The sequence below is a fragment of the Pseudomonas sp. 09C 129 genome, assembly GCF_002843625.1.
Taxonomy (GTDB): domain Bacteria; phylum Pseudomonadota; class Gammaproteobacteria; order Pseudomonadales; family Pseudomonadaceae; genus Aquipseudomonas; species Aquipseudomonas chlororaphis.
Genome location: NZ_CP025261.1, coordinates 153,492 through 168,530, shown reverse-complemented (window position 1 = coordinate 168,530; position 15,039 = coordinate 153,492). Strand labels below are relative to the sequence as shown.

Genomic DNA, 15,039 nt, shown 5'->3' with positions numbered 1-15,039 from the left:
GTGCGCGAAGAACATTTTCGATCCTCTGCAACGCATGGCATTCGATACTGTCAACATGCCCTAGCGGCGGTAGCAGCAGAGGTCTAGTATGAGCCGCAACTCACGTCAGCCAGGAGGTAAACCATGTCGGCCAATAAGAAGCCTGTAAATACTCCGTTGCATTTGCTCCAACAGCTTTCGAGCAGCCTGCTCGAACATTTGGAAAACGCTTGTTCCCAAGCCTTGGCTGATGCTGAAAAACTGCTCGCCAAACTGGAAAAGCAACGCGGTAAGGCACAGGAAAAACTGCACAAATCGCGCACCAAATTGCAGGACGCCGCGGCGGCCGGCAAGGCCAAGGCACAAGCCAAAGCCAAGGACGCAGTGAAAGAACTTGAAGACCTGCTCGATGCACTCAAGGCACGCCAATCCGAAACCCGCGCCTACATTCTGCAACTCAAGCGCGACGCTCAGGAAAGCCTGAAACTGGCCCAGGGCGTCGGTCGTGTGAAAGAAGCCGCAGCCAAGGTGCTGAGCACTCGCTCCGCCAAACCGGCCGCCGCTCCAGCACAGAAAGCCGCAGCCAAGCCGGCGGCAAAAGCCCCAGCCAAACCTGCCGCTAAAGCACCGGCAAAAGCTGCCAGCAAACCGGCTGCCAAACCTGCCGCCAAGCCAGTGGCAAAAACCGCCGCAGCCAAACCTGCAGCTGCCAAGCCAGCGGCTAAACCGGCTGCTGCAAAAGCACCTGCAAAACCTGCTGCCAAACCCGTTGCGAAAACGGCGGCTGCCAAACCGGCTGCAGCGAAACCCGCTGCCAAGCCAGCAGCAAAACCAGCGGCCAAACCAGCGGCCAAACCCGCCGCCAAGCCAGCGGCTAAAACCGCAGCGGCCAAGCCTGCTGCTGCCAAGCCAGCGGCTAAACCGGTAGCGGCAAAAACGGCTGCGAAGCCGGCCGCCAAACCGGCTGCGGCCAAAGCTCCGGTGAAGGCAGCAGCGAAACCCGCGGCCAAACCGGCAGCTAAACCTGCAGCAGCCAAGCCAGCGGCTTCCACTGCCGCCAAGCCAGCAGCCGCTAAACCGGCTGCAGCCAAACCAGCAGCCAAGCCTGCGGTGAAACCTGCTGCCAAGCCGGCTGCAAAACCAGCCGCGAAGAAGCCAGTCGCCGCCAAGCCTGCTGCTGCCAAACCGGCCACCGCTCCAGCGGCCGCCAAACCAGCCACCCCGGCAACTCCGGCAACCAAGCCGGCGGCACCGGTCTCTTCGCCAGCTCCAGCGGCGACTGCTGCGCCAGCTCCGACTGCCGCTCCCGCCAGCACCACGCCAACCAGCGCTTCCTAAGCGCCGGTCACCGCGACGCGCAGCACCTGCAGCGCGTCGCGGTTGAGGTTGGCGGCTTCGGCCGCCAGTCCTTCCAGCCAGTCCGTCAGATCCTGCGTTTCACCCTTCGACCATTCTCCCGCCAGCGCCTCCAGGCGCAGCAGCAGTTGCCGCTCGGCCTCCAGTTCCAATGCCTTGACCTGTTCGCGCAAGACCGTCAGTTCCGGATCCGCGCTCGCGGCCGGGCGCCATTGCGTGCGCAGTTGGCGTAGCGGCCTGACGACTTCGTCGTGCCAGGGCTGGCCCAGGGTTCGCAGCTGTTGCAGGCGCTGCGAAGTGCAGGTCACTCCGCGCGCGCCGAGCCAGGCCGCGCAGAGTAGAAGGCAGACATTGGCCCCGGCCGCCTGAAGGTTCAGGCAGGCTTCTTCGACGCCCGGGCGGGCGTAGGTCTTGAGGGTGAAGCTCCACAGGTCAGAGGACATAGTGCTACTCGCGCCAGTTGCGAACGAAGCTGGTAGACTCCGCCGCCATTATGATTCGACTTCAGAACCTGACTTTACAGCGTGGTCCGCAACGTCTGCTAGAAGACGCCGAGCTGACCCTGCACGCCGGCCAGAAAGCCGGCCTGATCGGTGCCAACGGCGCCGGCAAATCCAGCCTGTTCGCCTTGCTGCGTGGCGAGTTGCACCCGGATTCGGGCGACTGCTTCCTGCCCGCCGACTGGCGCATCGCCCATATGCGCCAGGAGGTCGATACCCTCGAGCGGCTGGCGGTCGACTACGTGCTCGATGGCGACCTGCGCCTGCGCCAGGTGCAGCGTGAGCTGGCCGCCGCCGAAGCGGCCCATGACGGTGCGGCCCTGGCGCGCCTGCATGCCGAGCTGGACAGCGCCGACGGTTATACCGCCGACGCGCGGGCGCGCAAGCTGCTGGCCGGCCTGGGTTTCAGCAACGAGCAGATGGACCGCCAGGTCGGCGACTTCTCCGGTGGCTGGCGGATGCGCCTGAACCTGGCGCAGGCGCTGATGTGCCCGTCGGATCTGCTGTTGCTCGACGAACCGACCAACCACTTGGACCTCGATGCGATCCTCTGGCTGGAGGACTGGCTCAAGGGCTACCCCGGCACTTTGCTGCTGATTTCCCACGACCGCGATTTCCTCGATGCCGTGGTCGACCATGTGGCTCATGTCGATCAGCGCAAGATCACCCTTTATCGCGGTGGCTACAGCGCCTTCGAGCGCGCCCGTGCCGAACGCCTGGCGCAACAGCAGCAAGCCTACGAGAAGCAGCAGGCGCAGCGTGCGCATATGGAAAAGTACATTGCGCGCTTCAAGGCCCAGGCCACCAAGGCCCGCCAGGCCCAGAGCCGGATCAAGGCCCTGGAGCGAATGGAAGAGCTGTCCGCCGCCCACGTCGACTCGCCGTTCGACTTCGTTTTCCGCGAGTCGGAAAAGATCTCCAGCCCTCTGCTCGACCTGTCCGATGCCCGTCTGGGTTACGGCGAGAAGACCGTGCTGGAGAAGGTCAAGCTGCAACTGACCCCGGGTGCGCGCATCGGTCTGCTCGGCCCCAACGGTGCGGGCAAGTCGACCCTGATCAAGAACCTCTCCGGCGAGCTGTCGCCGCTGGGCGGTCGCCTGACCCGCGGCGAGAACACCGTGGTCGGTTATTTCGCCCAGCACCAGCTGGACTCGCTCGATGCCAAGGCCAGCCCGTTGCTGCATTTGCAGCGCCTGGCGCCGACCGAGCGCGAGCAGCCCCTGCGCGACTTCCTCGGTGGTTTCGACTTTCGCGGCGCGCGTATCGACGAGCCGGTGCTGAATTTCTCCGGTGGCGAAAAGGCGCGCCTGGCCCTGGCTCTGATTGCCTGGGACCGCCCGAACCTGCTGCTGCTCGACGAACCGACCAACCACCTGGACCTGGAGATGCGCCTGGCCCTGACCATGGCCCTGCAAGAGTTCAGCGGCGCGGTGCTGGTGGTCTCCCACGACCGTCACCTGCTGAAAAGCACCACCGACAACTTCTACCTGGTGGCCGACGGCAAGGTCGAAGAGTTCGACGGCGACCTGGACGACTACGCGCGCTGGCTGGTGGACTACCGCCAGCGCAACGCGCCGGTCAGCACGACCACGGTCAACCCGGACAAAACCGACAAGAAGGCCCAGCGCCAGGCTGCCGCGGCCCTGCGCCAGCAGCTGGCCCCGCACAAGCGCGAAGCCGACAAGCTGGAAACCGAGCTGGGCAAGGTCCACGAGCGGCTGGCGAAAATCGAAGCCAGCCTCGGCGACAGTGGTATCTACGAAGCCGCGCGCAAGGATGAGTTGCGTGATCTGCTGGCCGAGCAGGCCAAGCTGAAGGTGCGCGAAGGCGAACTGGAAGAGGTCTGGATGGAAGCCCTGGAACTGCTGGAAAGCATGCAGGCGGAACTGGAAGCCTTGTCCTGATGGAAGCGTTCAAGCTGCCTGTGCCTATCACGTGGGTCGAGCCGCTGTGGGTCACCGTGCAAATCCTGCTGATCCTGCTGGCTGGCTACGTCACCCAGCGGTTTGTCGCGCGCTGCCTGACCCGCCTGGGTGAACGTTACCCGTTCCCGCCGCAGTTGCTGATGCCGCTGCGCGGCGGCTTGCGCTGGCTGATCATGGGCAGCGCGCTGATCTTCGTCCTGGAGCGGCTCGGGGTGTCGGCGACGGTGCTCTGGACTGCCCTGTCCGGTTTTGTCGCCGTGGCTGCGGTGGCCTTCTTCGCCATGTGGAGCGTGCTGTCCAACCTGCTCTGCGCCATCCTGATCTTCACCGTGGGCCCGTTCCGCATCGGCGATGTGGTCGAACTGGTGGATACCCTCGACAAGCCGGGCGTCAAGGGCCGGGTGGTGGCAATCAACCTGCTGTACACCTCGTTGATCGAGGCCGAGGAAGCCGGCACCGGCGGCGTCATGGTGCAAGTGCCCAACAGTCTGTTCTTCCAGCGTTCGGTGCGCCGCTGGCGCGGTAGCGATGCGCTGTCGATAGGCTCCGGCGAGAAATAGTCCTCCTGCGCCGTCTCTGTAGCCGCTGCCGAGCATCGCAAGGCTGCGATCGGCTGCGATGCAGACGTGCTCTTGAGATCGCAGGAAGCTCCTGCATGTCGAGCGCGACCCCGGCCTATCGCAGCCTTCGGCAGTGGCTACAGTTGGCCGGCGATGCCTGTCCGACAAAAATCTATGGTCATCCGCCCGCCGGCGCATTAGCTTAGGCGTCTACGACGAATTCGAGCCGAGGTGTGCGATGGTTCTTGAGACATGGCTGGCGTTTTTTGCCGCCTGCTGGGTGATCAGCCTTTCCCCGGGGGCCGGCGCGATTGCGTCGATGTCCTGCGGTCTGCAATACGGTTTCTGGCGCGGTTACTGGAACGCCCTGGGCCTGCAACTGGGCCTGGCCATGCAGATTGCGATTGTCGCCGCCGGCGTGGGGGCGATTCTCGCGGCATCCTCGACCGCCTTTTACGCGATCAAATGGTTCGGCGTGGCTTACCTGGTCTACCTCGCGGTCAAACAGTGGCGCGCGCTGCCCAGCGACCTGAGCGACGACGCCGCGATCCGGCCGATCGGCAAACCCCTGGCGCTGGTGTTCCGCGGGTTCCTGGTCAACATCAGCAACCCCAAGGCTCTGGTGTTCATGCTGGCGGTCCTGCCGCAGTTCATCGATCCCCACGCACCGCTGGTGAAGCAGTACCTGATCCTCGGCGCGACCATGATTGCCGTCGACCTGATCGTCATGGCCGGCTACACCGGCCTGGCCTCCAAGGTCCTGCGCCTGCTGCGCACGCCGACCCAGCAACGGCGCATGAACCGCACCTTCGCCGGCCTGTTCCTCGGCGCCGCCGGGTTGCTGGCGACCATTCGCAAAGCGCCGGTCTAAGAGGCTGGTCACATAAAAAAGGCGCCCATCGAGGGCGCCTTTTTTGTGCGTGTGCCTCAGGGAAACCGCGAGCATGAACCCGTCCCGGCCGCGCCCGGATTTATTTCATCTTTGTTCAGGAAGCCCCGGACCCCAGGTGATTCAAGGCTTTGGCCCGGCATCAGGAACCACGGCGCCTGGGTGTCTGTATGACAGAGCTTGAGTGAAACTCATTGGAAGTGAACAATGTGTTACTTCGTATTTCCATTTGAGATTCGTTCATGACTGCCCCCTCCCGTTTCCTGGCGTGGCTCGTGCTGCCGGTATTGGCCCTGTGCAGCGCCAACCTGCTGGCGGACACCGTAGAAGGCGCGCCCAAGGCGCTGCACCTGCTCGACTACATTGGCGCGGACTACCCTCCGACGGTCGAGGCGGGCAAGGTCATTGACGACTCCGAGTACCGTGAACAGGTCGAGTTTCTCGGCGTGTTGCAGGGGCTGGTCGCCGATTTGCCGGCCAAGCCGGAGAAGGCCGAGCTGGAGCAGGGCATCGCCAGCCTGAACGATGCGGTCAAGGCCAAGGCGGACGGCGCCCTCGTCGCCCGTCAGGCGCGGCAGCTGGGCGCCAAGCTGGCGGTGGCCTATGAGGTCAGCCAGGCCCCGATCATCACTCCGGACCCGAGCCGTGGCGCGCCTTTGTATGCCCAGCATTGCTCGGTGTGTCACGGCGACACCGGTGCCGGCGATGGCCCGGCTGGGGTCGGCCTGACGCCGCCACCGGCCAACCTGCGGGATGCGGCGCGCACGGATCACCTGAGCCTCTACGCGATCTACAACACCCTCGGCCTGGGCGTCGAAGGCACCGACATGCCGTCTTTCGCCGATCAGCTGGATGACCGCCAGCGCTGGGACTTGGCGACCTATATCGCCGGCTTCACTGCCGACCCGGCCGCGGCGAAGGGTGACAAGAGCTACAACCTCGCCGACCTGGCCCGCCAGACCCCAAGCGAAGTGCAGGCCGCCGAAGGGCCGCAGGCCGCGGCCACCTTCCGTGCCCAGCGCGCCCAGCCGCCACAGGTCAAGCGCGGCCCGGCGCAACTGCTCGACTACACTGCCTCGACCCTGGACAAGAGCCTGGCCGCCTACCGCGCCGGTGACCGCGAACAGGCCTACGACCTGTCGGTGGCGGCGTATCTGGAAGGCTTCGAGCTGGTGGAAAGCTCCCTCGACAACGTCGATGCCAATGTGCGCAAGGACACCGAGAAAGCCCTGATGGCCTACCGTCAGGCGCTGCAGGACGGCTTGCCGGCAGAGCAGGCCGGGCAGCGCCTGGATGCCGCCAAGGCCAAGCTGAAAGAGTCGGCGGGCCTGCTGGGCAGCGATGGCCTGAGCTGGTCCCTGAGCTACATTTCCGGCCTGCTGATCTTGCTGCGCGAAGGCCTGGAAGCGATCCTGGTGCTGGCGGCGATCCTGGCCTTCCTGCGCAATACCGGCCAGCAATCGGCGGTGCGCAGCGTCAACGTCGGTTGGGGGCTGGCGTTGCTGGCCGGCCTGGCGACCTGGGCGCTGGCGGCGTATGTGATCGATGTCAGCGGCTCCCAGCGCGAGTTGCTGGAAGGCGCCACGGCCTTGTTCGCCAGTGTCATGGTGCTGTGGCTCGGCGTGTGGATGCACGACCGCCGGCACGCAGCGGCCTGGCAGGACTACATCAAGAGCAGCCTGGTGGGCGGTGGCGGCCGTTTTGGTTTTGCGGTGCTGGCGTTCTTCTCGGTCTATCGCGAGCTGTTCGAAGTGATCCTGTTCTACGAAACCCTGTGGCTGCAGGCCGGCCCGGCGGGCCATAACGCAGTGCTGGCCGGCGGCGCCACGGCGCTGGTGCTGCTGGTCGGCCTGGCCTGGGTGATCCTGCGCGGTTCGGCCAAGCTGCCGCTGGCGCTGTTCTTCGGCATCAACGCGGCGTTGCTGTGCGCCTTGTCGGTGGTGTTTGCCGGGCATGGCGTCAAGGCGCTGCAGGAGGCTGGAATCTTCGGTACGCGGCCGGTGGCGTTCTTCGACTTCGACTGGCTGGGCATTCACGCCGATGCCTACTCGCTGACGGCGCAGGCGGTGGCGATCGTGGCGATCATCGTGCTCTACAGTCGCAGCCGCATCGCCGAGAAACGGCGGACCCAGGTTTCCTGAGGCATCCGTTTCGCTCATTATCGCGGGCAAACCGCGCGCCCACAGTTCATCGAGATCTGTAGGCGCGCGGCTTGCCCGCGATGCTTTCAGAGGAATAACCCAATGCGTGTCTGGATCGATGCCGACGCCTGCCCCAAGGCGGCGAAGGATCAGGTGGTGAGGTTTGCCCTCAAGCGCCAGTTCGAGCTGGTGCTGGTGGCAGGGCAGCCGCAGATCAAGCCGGCCTTTGCCTGCGTCAAGCTGATCGTGGTGCCCAGCGGCCCGGATGCGGCTGACGATTATCTGGTGGAACACGCAGTGCCGGGCGAACTGGTGATCTGCAGCGATGTGCCCCTGGCCGACCGGCTGGTGAAGAAGGGCGTCGCCGCCCTCGACCCGCGGGGCAAGGAGTTCGATGCGCAGAACATGGGCGAACGGCTGGCGGTGCGTAACCTGTTTACCGATCTGCGCGAGCAGGGGCAGGTCGGTGGCGGGCAAGGCCCTTATGGGGATCGCGAGAAGCAGGCCTTCGCCAATGGCCTGGACCGGATTCTGACGCGGCTGGCGCGTCAGGCCTGACAATTGCCGCGAGGCGAGGGCGCTTGCCGCTCGCCACGGCTTTTGGGTTATTCGTCGTTTTCGTGGGTCAGTTCCAGCACTCGATCCACCAGCTTATTGATGCCGGCCGCGGCTTCGCTGATGGACTGCGCGAGCATGTAGGCCGGGGTGCTGACCAGCTTGCGCGCCTTGTCCTCGATGATATCGCCAACGGTGCACTCGGCATGGGTCGCGCCCATCTTGCTGACGGCGGCCGCGGTGTCGGCGTCGTTGCCGATGGTGCAGGTGACGCCCGGGCCGTAGATCTTCGCCGCCAATGCCGGCGAGATGCAGATCAGGCCCACCGGCTTGCCGGCTTCGGCGAAGGCTTCGGTCAGTGCCAGGACATCCGGCTGGACCGTGCAGCCGGCCCCTTCCACGGCGAAGTTGGAAAGGTTTTTCGCCGCGCCAAAGCCGCCAGGCACGATCAGCGCGTCGAAGTCTTCGGCGTTGGCCTCGCGGATGTCTTTGACCTGGCCGCGGGCGATGCGCGCCGATTCCACCAGAACATTGCGCGATTCGGGCATCTCTTCGCCGGTCAGGTGGTTGATCACATGCAGCTGGGCGATGTTCGGGGCGAAGCACTGCACCTGGGCGCCACGCTGGTCCAGGCGCAGCAGGGTGATGACGCTTTCATGGATCTCGGCACCGTCATAGACGCCACAGCCGGAAAGGATCACTGCAACTTTTTTGCTCATGGTTTTTTCTCCAGATTCATGGCGTTAAATGTCCACTAATTTGTTGCCCGTTGCCATAGGGTTATCCCGCCGCCCGACCTAATCTTCGATCAGGATTGCGATCAGGTCGTGTGATGAATTTCATTCTGTATGCGGTGCCGTTCTTCTTCGTGCTGATAGTCCTCGAGCTGCTGGCCGACCGCTGGCGGGGGGAACAACTATCGGGTCGCGGACGCTCTCTACATGGATCGCAACTACGGCGGCGTGTTCATTATTTGGGACCGGCTGTTCGGCACCTTTCAGGAGGAGGACGACAACGAGCCGGTGGTCTTCGGCGTCACCACGCCCCCTGGCCAGCTGGGACCCGGTGTGGGCCAATCTGCAGTTCTATGCCCGGTTGCTGATGATGCGCGGTGTATGCGGCTCTTGGCAGCTACCTGATGAACCTGGGCGACAGCCTGCCGGTCGCGGCCCCGATGCTGGGCTGGAGCGCCATGGCCTTTGGTCTGTTCGTATTGGGGGTGGCGCTGGAGAATCGCCCGTGGGCGCTGAAGATGGAGCTGCTGCGGCTGGCGTCGGACCTGCCGCTGGTGTGGCTGGCGCCTCTGGTCGGGCTGTGGCCGGCCAGTGCCTTGGGTTGGGCCGGCCTGATCAGTTACAGCCTGCTCAGTGGCATTGCGCTTTACTGCTGCCGGGGTCGTCTTACTCGACTGGCGTCTTAGACTTGCAGCAATCGCTCTGCTCGTTCTGCTTGACCTGTTCGGCTTCGTAGATCGCCTTGGCCAATCGCGCATTCTTGAAGCGGCGGCGCAGCCACAGGGCAAAACCCAGGACCAGCAAGGCGCCGAGCACCCACAGTTCGTACTTCTTGATGCTGCCCAGCATGCCTTCGAGCACAGCGCCGAAGTGATAGGCCGCGGCGGCCAGGGCGGCGGCCCAGATCGCCGCGCCAATGCCGTTGAGCAACAGATAACGTCCCGGCGGATATCCCGACAGGCCGATGGCCACCGGCATCACGGTGCGCAGGCCGTAGACGAAGCGGAAACTCAGCACCCAGATGTCCGGATGCTTGCGGATATGCTCCAGCGCCCGATCGCCCATCAATTGCCAGCGCGGTTTGCGCGCCAGCAGCTTACGCCCGTGCTTGCGTCCCAGGAAGTACCACAGCTGGTCGCCGGCATAGCTGCCGAAGAACGCCACGACCACCACCAGGTTGATGTCCATGTATCCGCGAAACGCGAGGAAGCCGGCCAGGACCAGGATGGTCTCGCCTTCGAAGAATGTGCCGAGAAAGAGGGCGAAGTAGCCGAATTCCTGAAGAAATTGTTGGAGCATTGTCTGGATGCTGGCGAAATGAACGCGCAGCCTAACCCTTCGGGCCCATGGAGGAAAGTATCCAAATGTGTCTCGACGTGAACAAATGCTGGCTGGACAATAGCTGCGACTACCGGTCACAGGGTTAAGCACAACTGTCATCCGTTCGTCATAATGGGCGCTTATAACTGTCACGCTCGCCCGCCTGTGCGGGCTCAGGAGTCTGTCGTGAGCTTTACCCCAGCCAACCGTTTGTTTCCCGCCACTCGCCTGCGTCGCAATCGCCGTGATGATTTTTCTCGTCGCCTGGTGCGTGAAAACGTCCTGACCACCGATGACCTGATCCTGCCGGTATTCGTGCTCGACGGTGAGAATCGTCGGGAAGCGGTGGCCTCGATGCCGGGCGTCGAACGCCTGACCATCGACCTGCTGCTGGAGGAAGCGGCGCAGTGGGTCGAGCTGGGGATTCCCGCGCTGGCGCTGTTCCCGGTGACCCCGGCGGATCTCAAGTCGCTGGACGCCGCCGAAGCCTGGAACCCGGAAGGCATTGCCCAGCGCGCCACCCGCGCGCTGCGTGAGCGTTTCCCTGAACTGGGGGTGATCACCGACGTGGCGCTCGACCCGTTCACCACCCACGGTCAGGACGGCATCCTCGACGAAGAAGGCTATGTGCAGAACGACATCACCGTCGATGCACTGGTCAAGCAAGCCCTGTCCCATGCCGAAGCCGGCGCCCAGGTGGTCGCGCCTTCGGACATGATGGACGGCCGCATCCAGGCGATCCGCGAAGCCCTGGAGCTGGCTGGCCACGTCAACGTGCGGATCATGGCCTATTCGGCCAAGTACGCCAGCGCCTATTACGGTCCGTTCCGCGATGCGGTCGGCTCGGCGCTGAACCTGGGCAAGGCCAACAAGGCCTCCTACCAGATGGACCCGGCCAACAGCCACGAAGCCCTGCATGAAGTGGCCGCCGACCTCGCCGAAGGCGCGGACATGGTCATGGTCAAGCCGGGCATGCCGTACCTGGACATCCTTTTGCGGGTCAAGGATGAATTCAAGGTGCCGACCTTTGTCTATCAGGTCAGCGGCGAATACGCCATGCACATGGCGGCGATCCAGAATGGCTGGTTGAGCGAAGGGGTTATTCTCGAATCCTTGACCGCCTTTAAACGCGCGGGTGCCGATGGCATCCTGACTTACTTTGCCGTTCGTGCTGCTCAATTGTTACGAGAGCAAAAATAGCCCTCCCAGGAACACGCGATGAATACCGAAGGACTCACTGAAGTTGCCGTAAAAGAAGCTCAACCCGTGGTCGAGCAGGTCGTTGAAACACCACCGGAGCTGGAAGCCCCGCCGGTGCAAGCGGACGCACCGCATGTGGCGATGCCGACCCTGGTCATCCCGAGCCTGGATGACAGCAGCCTGTATATCCATCGCGAGCTGTCGCAACTGCAGTTCAACATCCGCGTGCTGGAGCAGGCGCTGGATGAGTCCTATCCGCTGCTGGAGCGCCTGAAGTTCCTGCTGATCTTCTCCAGTAACCTGGACGAGTTCTTCGAGATCCGCGTCGCCGGCCTGAAGAAGCAGATCACCTTCGCCCGTGAACAGGCCGGTGCCGATGGCCTGCAGCCGCACCAGGCCCTGGCGCGCATCAGCGACCTGGTGCACGGTCACGTCGACCGCCAGTACGCGATCCTCAACGACATTCTGTTGCCGGAGCTGGAGAAACATCAGGTCCGCTTCATCCGTCGCCGTTACTGGACCACCAAGCTCAAGACCTGGGTCCGTCGCTATTTCCGCGACGAGATCGCGCCGATCATCACTCCGATCGGTCTCGACCCGACCCACCCGTTCCCGCTGCTGGTGAACAAGAGTCTGAACTTCATCGTCGAACTCGAAGGGGTCGACGCCTTCGGTCGCGATTCCGGCCTGGCGATCATCCCGGCGCCGCGCCTGCTGCCGCGGATCATCAAGGTGCCGGAAGAAGTCGGCGGCCCTGGCGACAACTATGTGTTCCTCTCGTCGATGATCCACGCCCACGCCGATGACCTGTTCCAGGGCATGAAGGTAAAGGGCTGCTATCAGTTCCGCCTGACCCGCAACGCCGACCTGGCGGTGGACACCGAGGACGTCGAAGACCTGGCCCGCGCCCTGCGCGGCGAGCTGTTCTCCCGTCGTTACGGCGATGCGGTGCGTCTGGAAGTGGCCGACACCTGCCCGAAACACCTGTCCGACTACCTGCTCAAGCAGTTCAACCTGAGCGAGACCGAGCTGTACCAGGTCAACGGTCCGGTGAACCTGACGCGCCTGTTCAGCATCACCGGCCTGGACAGCCACCCGGAGCTGCAATACACGCCGTTCACCCCGCAGATTCCCAAGCTGTTGCAGAACAGCGAGAACATCTTCAGCGTCATCAGCAAGCAGGACATCCTGCTGCTGCACCCGTTCGAGTCCTTCACCCCGGTGGTCGACCTGCTGCGTCAGGCGGCCAAGGATCCGCACGTGCTGGCGGTGCGCCAGACCCTGTACCGCTCCGGCGCCAACTCGGAAATCGTCGATGCGCTGGTGGATGCGGCGCGTAACGGCAAGGAAGTCACCGCGGTGATCGAGCTGCGCGCGCGCTTCGACGAAGAGTCCAACCTGCAACTGGCCAGCCGCCTGCAAGCGGCCGGCGCGGTGGTGATCTACGGCGTGGTCGGCTTCAAGACCCACGCCAAGATGATGTTGATCCTGCGGCGCGAAGCCGGCGAGATCGTGCGCTACGCCCACCTGGGCACCGGCAACTACCACGCTGGCAACGCCCGCCTGTACACCGACTACAGCCTGCTGACCTCCGACGACGCTTTGTGCGAAGACGTCGGCAAGCTCTTCAGCCAGTTGATCGGCATGGGCAAGACCCTGCGCATGAAGAAGCTGCTGCACGCGCCCTTCACCCTGAAGAAGGGCATGCTCGACATGATTGCCCGGGAGACCCAGTTCGCCCTGGACGGCAAGCCGGCGCACATCATCGCCAAGTTCAACTCGCTGACCGATCCGAAGATCATCCGCGCGCTGTACAAGGCCAGCCAGTCGGGTGTGCGCATCGACCTGGTGGTACGTGGCATGTGCTGCCTGCGTCCGGGGATCGCCGGTGTGTCGCACAACATCCATGTGCGCTCGATCATCGGCCGCTTCCTGGAGCACACCCGGGTGTTCTACTTCCTCAATGGCGGCGAGGAGCAGATGTTCCTCTCCAGCGCCGACTGGATGGAGCGCAACCTCGACAAGCGCGTCGAGACTTGCTTCCCGGTCGAGGGCAAGAAGCTGATCCTGCGGGTCAAGAAGGAGCTGGAAAGTTATCTCACCGATAACACCCACAGCTGGAGCCTGCAGTCGGACGGTCGCTACATCCGCAACACCCCGACCGGCAACCAGAACCCGCGCAGCGCCCAGGCCACCCTGCTGGAGCGCCTGAGCAACCCGGTGCTGGCGGTGCGCTGAGCCCGGGGCCTATTCAGCCCATGAAAAAGCCGGCTTGCCGGCGATGGTGCCCTTTGGAAGGAGCCCATCGCCGGCAAGCCGGCTTTTTTGTGCGGGGCGTTTCAGTGCACGTTGAGGGTGATCCCGACCCGGGTCAGCCATTCCGCTTCCAGGGCGAAGTCGGCCTGGGTCAGCTGGTTCTCGTCGAGCCAGTTTGCCGGGAACATCACCTCCAGGCTGTCGCCGGCGGCGTGCAGCTTCACCTGGGGCATTTCCTGGGTGCCGCGGATGTGGTGGAACAGGATGGCGAAACGCAGCAGCACGCACAGGCGGATCAGCTTGCTGCCTTCCTCGCCGAATTCGGCGAACTTGTCCTTGGGAATGTTGCGGCGGTGACCGCGTACCAGTAGCGCGAGCATTTGCTGGTCTTCGCGGGAGAAGCCGGCGAGGTCGGAGTGCTCGATCAGGTAGGCGCCGTGCTTGTGGTAATGGTAGTGGGCGATATCCAGGCCCACTTCATGGACCTTGGCGGCCCAGCCCAGCAGTTCGCGCCAGACGCCGTCCTCCAGGTCCCAGTCCTCGGCCACCTGGTCGAAGGCGTGGAGCGCCTTGCGCTCGACCCGGGCGGCCTGTTCCAGGTCGACGTGATAACGCTCCATCAACGAACCCAGGGTGCGCTCGCGCACGTCTTCGTGGTGATGACGGCCCAGCAGGTCGTAGAGCACGCCTTCACGCAGGGCGCCTTCGCAATGGTCCATGCGCTGCAGTTCGAGGGCGTCGAAGATGGCTTCGAGAATCGCCAGGCCGGCGGGGAAGATCGCCCGGCGATCCGGCTTGATGCCTTCGAAGTCGATTTTCTCGGCATCGCCCAGCTTGAACAGCCGACGCTTGAGCCAGGCCAGGCCTTCGGCGTTGACTTCGCCACTGCCGTGGCCGCCGGCCTTGAGCGCCAGGCCAATGGCGCGGATGGTGCCCGAGGAGCCGATGGCTTCATCCCAGGTCAAGCGATGCAGGGCGTGTTCGATGCTCATGATTTCCAGGCGCGCCGCGGTGTAGGCCTGGGCGTAGCGCGCCGGGGTGATCTTGCCGTCGCGGAAATAGCGCTGGGTGAAGCTGACGCAGCCCATCTGCAGGCTTTCGCGCAGCAGCGGCTCGAAGCGCTGGCCGATGATGAATTCGGTACTGCCGCCGCCGATGTCGGCGACCAGGCGCTTGCCCGGGGTATCGGCGAGGGTATGGGACACGCCCAGGTAGATGAGGCGGGCCTCTTCACGACCGGAGATGACTTCCACCGGGTGGCCGAGGATTTCCTCGGCGCGGCGGATGAATTCGCCGCGGTTGCGGGCTTCGCGCAGGGCGTTGGTGCCGACGATGCGCACCGCGCCTAGGGGCATGCCGTTGATCAGTTGGGCGAAGCGCTTCAGGCAATCGAGCCCGCGTTGCATGGATTCTTCGTTGAGCTGACGGTCTTCGTCGATCCCGGCGGCCAGCTGAACCTTTTCACCGAGCCGCTCGAGAATGCGGATTTCATTATGGTGAGCCTTGGCCACGACCATGTGAAAGCTGTTGGAGCCCAGGTCGATGGCGGCGATCAGGGACAGATTCTTGGCTTGGGATTGCGGCATGGTTTGGGGGTCTCGGTCGATAACCTTGCCATCCTGCC

The 15,039-nt window shown here is 64.0% G+C and carries 12 protein-coding genes and 1 pseudogene; 9 read left to right on the top strand and 4 right to left on the bottom strand.

The features are described from left to right. Nucleotides 1-123: 123 nt before the first annotated feature. A complete protein-coding gene (locus tag CXQ81_RS00810; RefSeq protein ID WP_101336244.1) occupies nt 124-1,317 on the top strand; it encodes an AlgP family protein in 1,194 nt (397 codons plus the stop codon). Here the strand turns inward: CXQ81_RS00810 and CXQ81_RS00805 are convergent. Beyond that, nucleotides 1,314-1,778, bottom strand: coding sequence for a TIGR02444 family protein (locus CXQ81_RS00805; RefSeq protein WP_101336243.1), 465 nt, complete (start codon nt 1,776-1,778; stop codon nt 1,314-1,316). The genes CXQ81_RS00810 and CXQ81_RS00805 overlap by 4 nt on opposite strands. Before the next feature lie 50 nt (nt 1,779-1,828). Between CXQ81_RS00805 and CXQ81_RS00800 the strand changes: the two genes are divergently transcribed. The 5 genes from CXQ81_RS00800 (at nt 1,829) to CXQ81_RS00780 (ending at nt 7,908) form a co-directional block, all read left to right on the top strand. Further along, nucleotides 1,829-3,739, top strand: coding sequence for an ATP-binding cassette domain-containing protein (locus tag CXQ81_RS00800; RefSeq protein WP_101336242.1), 1,911 nt, complete (start codon nt 1,829-1,831; stop codon nt 3,737-3,739). Then, complete coding sequence (locus CXQ81_RS00795) at nt 3,739-4,320, top strand: mechanosensitive ion channel family protein (RefSeq protein WP_101336241.1); 582 nt, start codon at nt 3,739-3,741, stop codon at nt 4,318-4,320. The genes CXQ81_RS00800 and CXQ81_RS00795 overlap by 1 nt, the downstream gene beginning before the upstream one ends. Nucleotides 4,321-4,558: 238 nt before the next feature. After that, nucleotides 4,559-5,191, top strand: coding sequence for a LysE family transporter (locus tag CXQ81_RS00790; RefSeq protein WP_007926706.1), 633 nt, complete (start codon nt 4,559-4,561; stop codon nt 5,189-5,191). A gap of 260 nt (nt 5,192-5,451) precedes the next feature. Beyond that, nucleotides 5,452-7,350 (top strand): FTR1 family protein, encoded by a 1,899-nt coding sequence (locus CXQ81_RS00785; RefSeq protein ID WP_007926707.1) that lies wholly within the window; start codon nt 5,452-5,454, stop codon nt 7,348-7,350. 102 nt (nt 7,351-7,452) lie between these two features. Beyond that, a complete protein-coding gene (locus CXQ81_RS00780; protein ID WP_007926708.1) occupies nt 7,453-7,908 on the top strand; it encodes a DUF188 domain-containing protein in 456 nt (151 codons plus the stop codon). Between the two features lie 47 nt (nt 7,909-7,955). Here CXQ81_RS00780 and elbB read toward each other — a convergent pair whose 3' ends face one another. Further along, nucleotides 7,956-8,624, bottom strand: a complete 669-nt coding sequence (gene elbB, locus CXQ81_RS00775) for an isoprenoid biosynthesis glyoxalase ElbB (protein ID WP_007926709.1) — start codon at nt 8,622-8,624, stop codon at nt 7,956-7,958. 198 nt (nt 8,625-8,822) lie between these two features. On the opposite strand from elbB, the pseudogene CXQ81_RS31390 reads away from it, so the two are divergent. Further along, nucleotides 8,823-9,325, top strand: a pseudogene (locus CXQ81_RS31390) (sterol desaturase family protein); the annotation flags it as partial. On the opposite strand, the gene CXQ81_RS00765 reads toward CXQ81_RS31390, so the two are convergent. Then, nucleotides 9,306-9,938 (bottom strand): DedA family protein, encoded by a 633-nt coding sequence (locus CXQ81_RS00765; RefSeq protein WP_007926712.1) that lies wholly within the window; start codon nt 9,936-9,938, stop codon nt 9,306-9,308. The pseudogene CXQ81_RS31390 and the gene CXQ81_RS00765 overlap by 20 nt on opposite strands. A 207-nt stretch (nt 9,939-10,145) precedes the next feature. Between CXQ81_RS00765 and hemB the strand changes: the two genes are divergently transcribed. Both hemB and ppk1 read left to right on the top strand, forming a co-directional pair. Next, nucleotides 10,146-11,159 (top strand): porphobilinogen synthase, encoded by a 1,014-nt coding sequence (gene hemB, locus CXQ81_RS00760; RefSeq protein ID WP_101336240.1) that lies wholly within the window; start codon nt 10,146-10,148, stop codon nt 11,157-11,159. 18 nt (nt 11,160-11,177) lie between these two features. Further along, nucleotides 11,178-13,397: a polyphosphate kinase 1 gene (gene ppk1 / locus CXQ81_RS00755; protein WP_007926716.1), complete on the top strand. Its 2,220-nt coding sequence runs from the start codon at nt 11,178-11,180 to the stop codon at nt 13,395-13,397. A 101-nt stretch (nt 13,398-13,498) separates the two neighbouring features. Here the strand turns inward: ppk1 and ppx are convergent, their stop codons facing one another. Next, nucleotides 13,499-15,001: an exopolyphosphatase gene (gene ppx, locus CXQ81_RS00750; RefSeq protein WP_007926717.1), complete on the bottom strand. Its 1,503-nt coding sequence runs from the start codon at nt 14,999-15,001 to the stop codon at nt 13,499-13,501. Nucleotides 15,002-15,039: the final 38 nt, after the last annotated feature.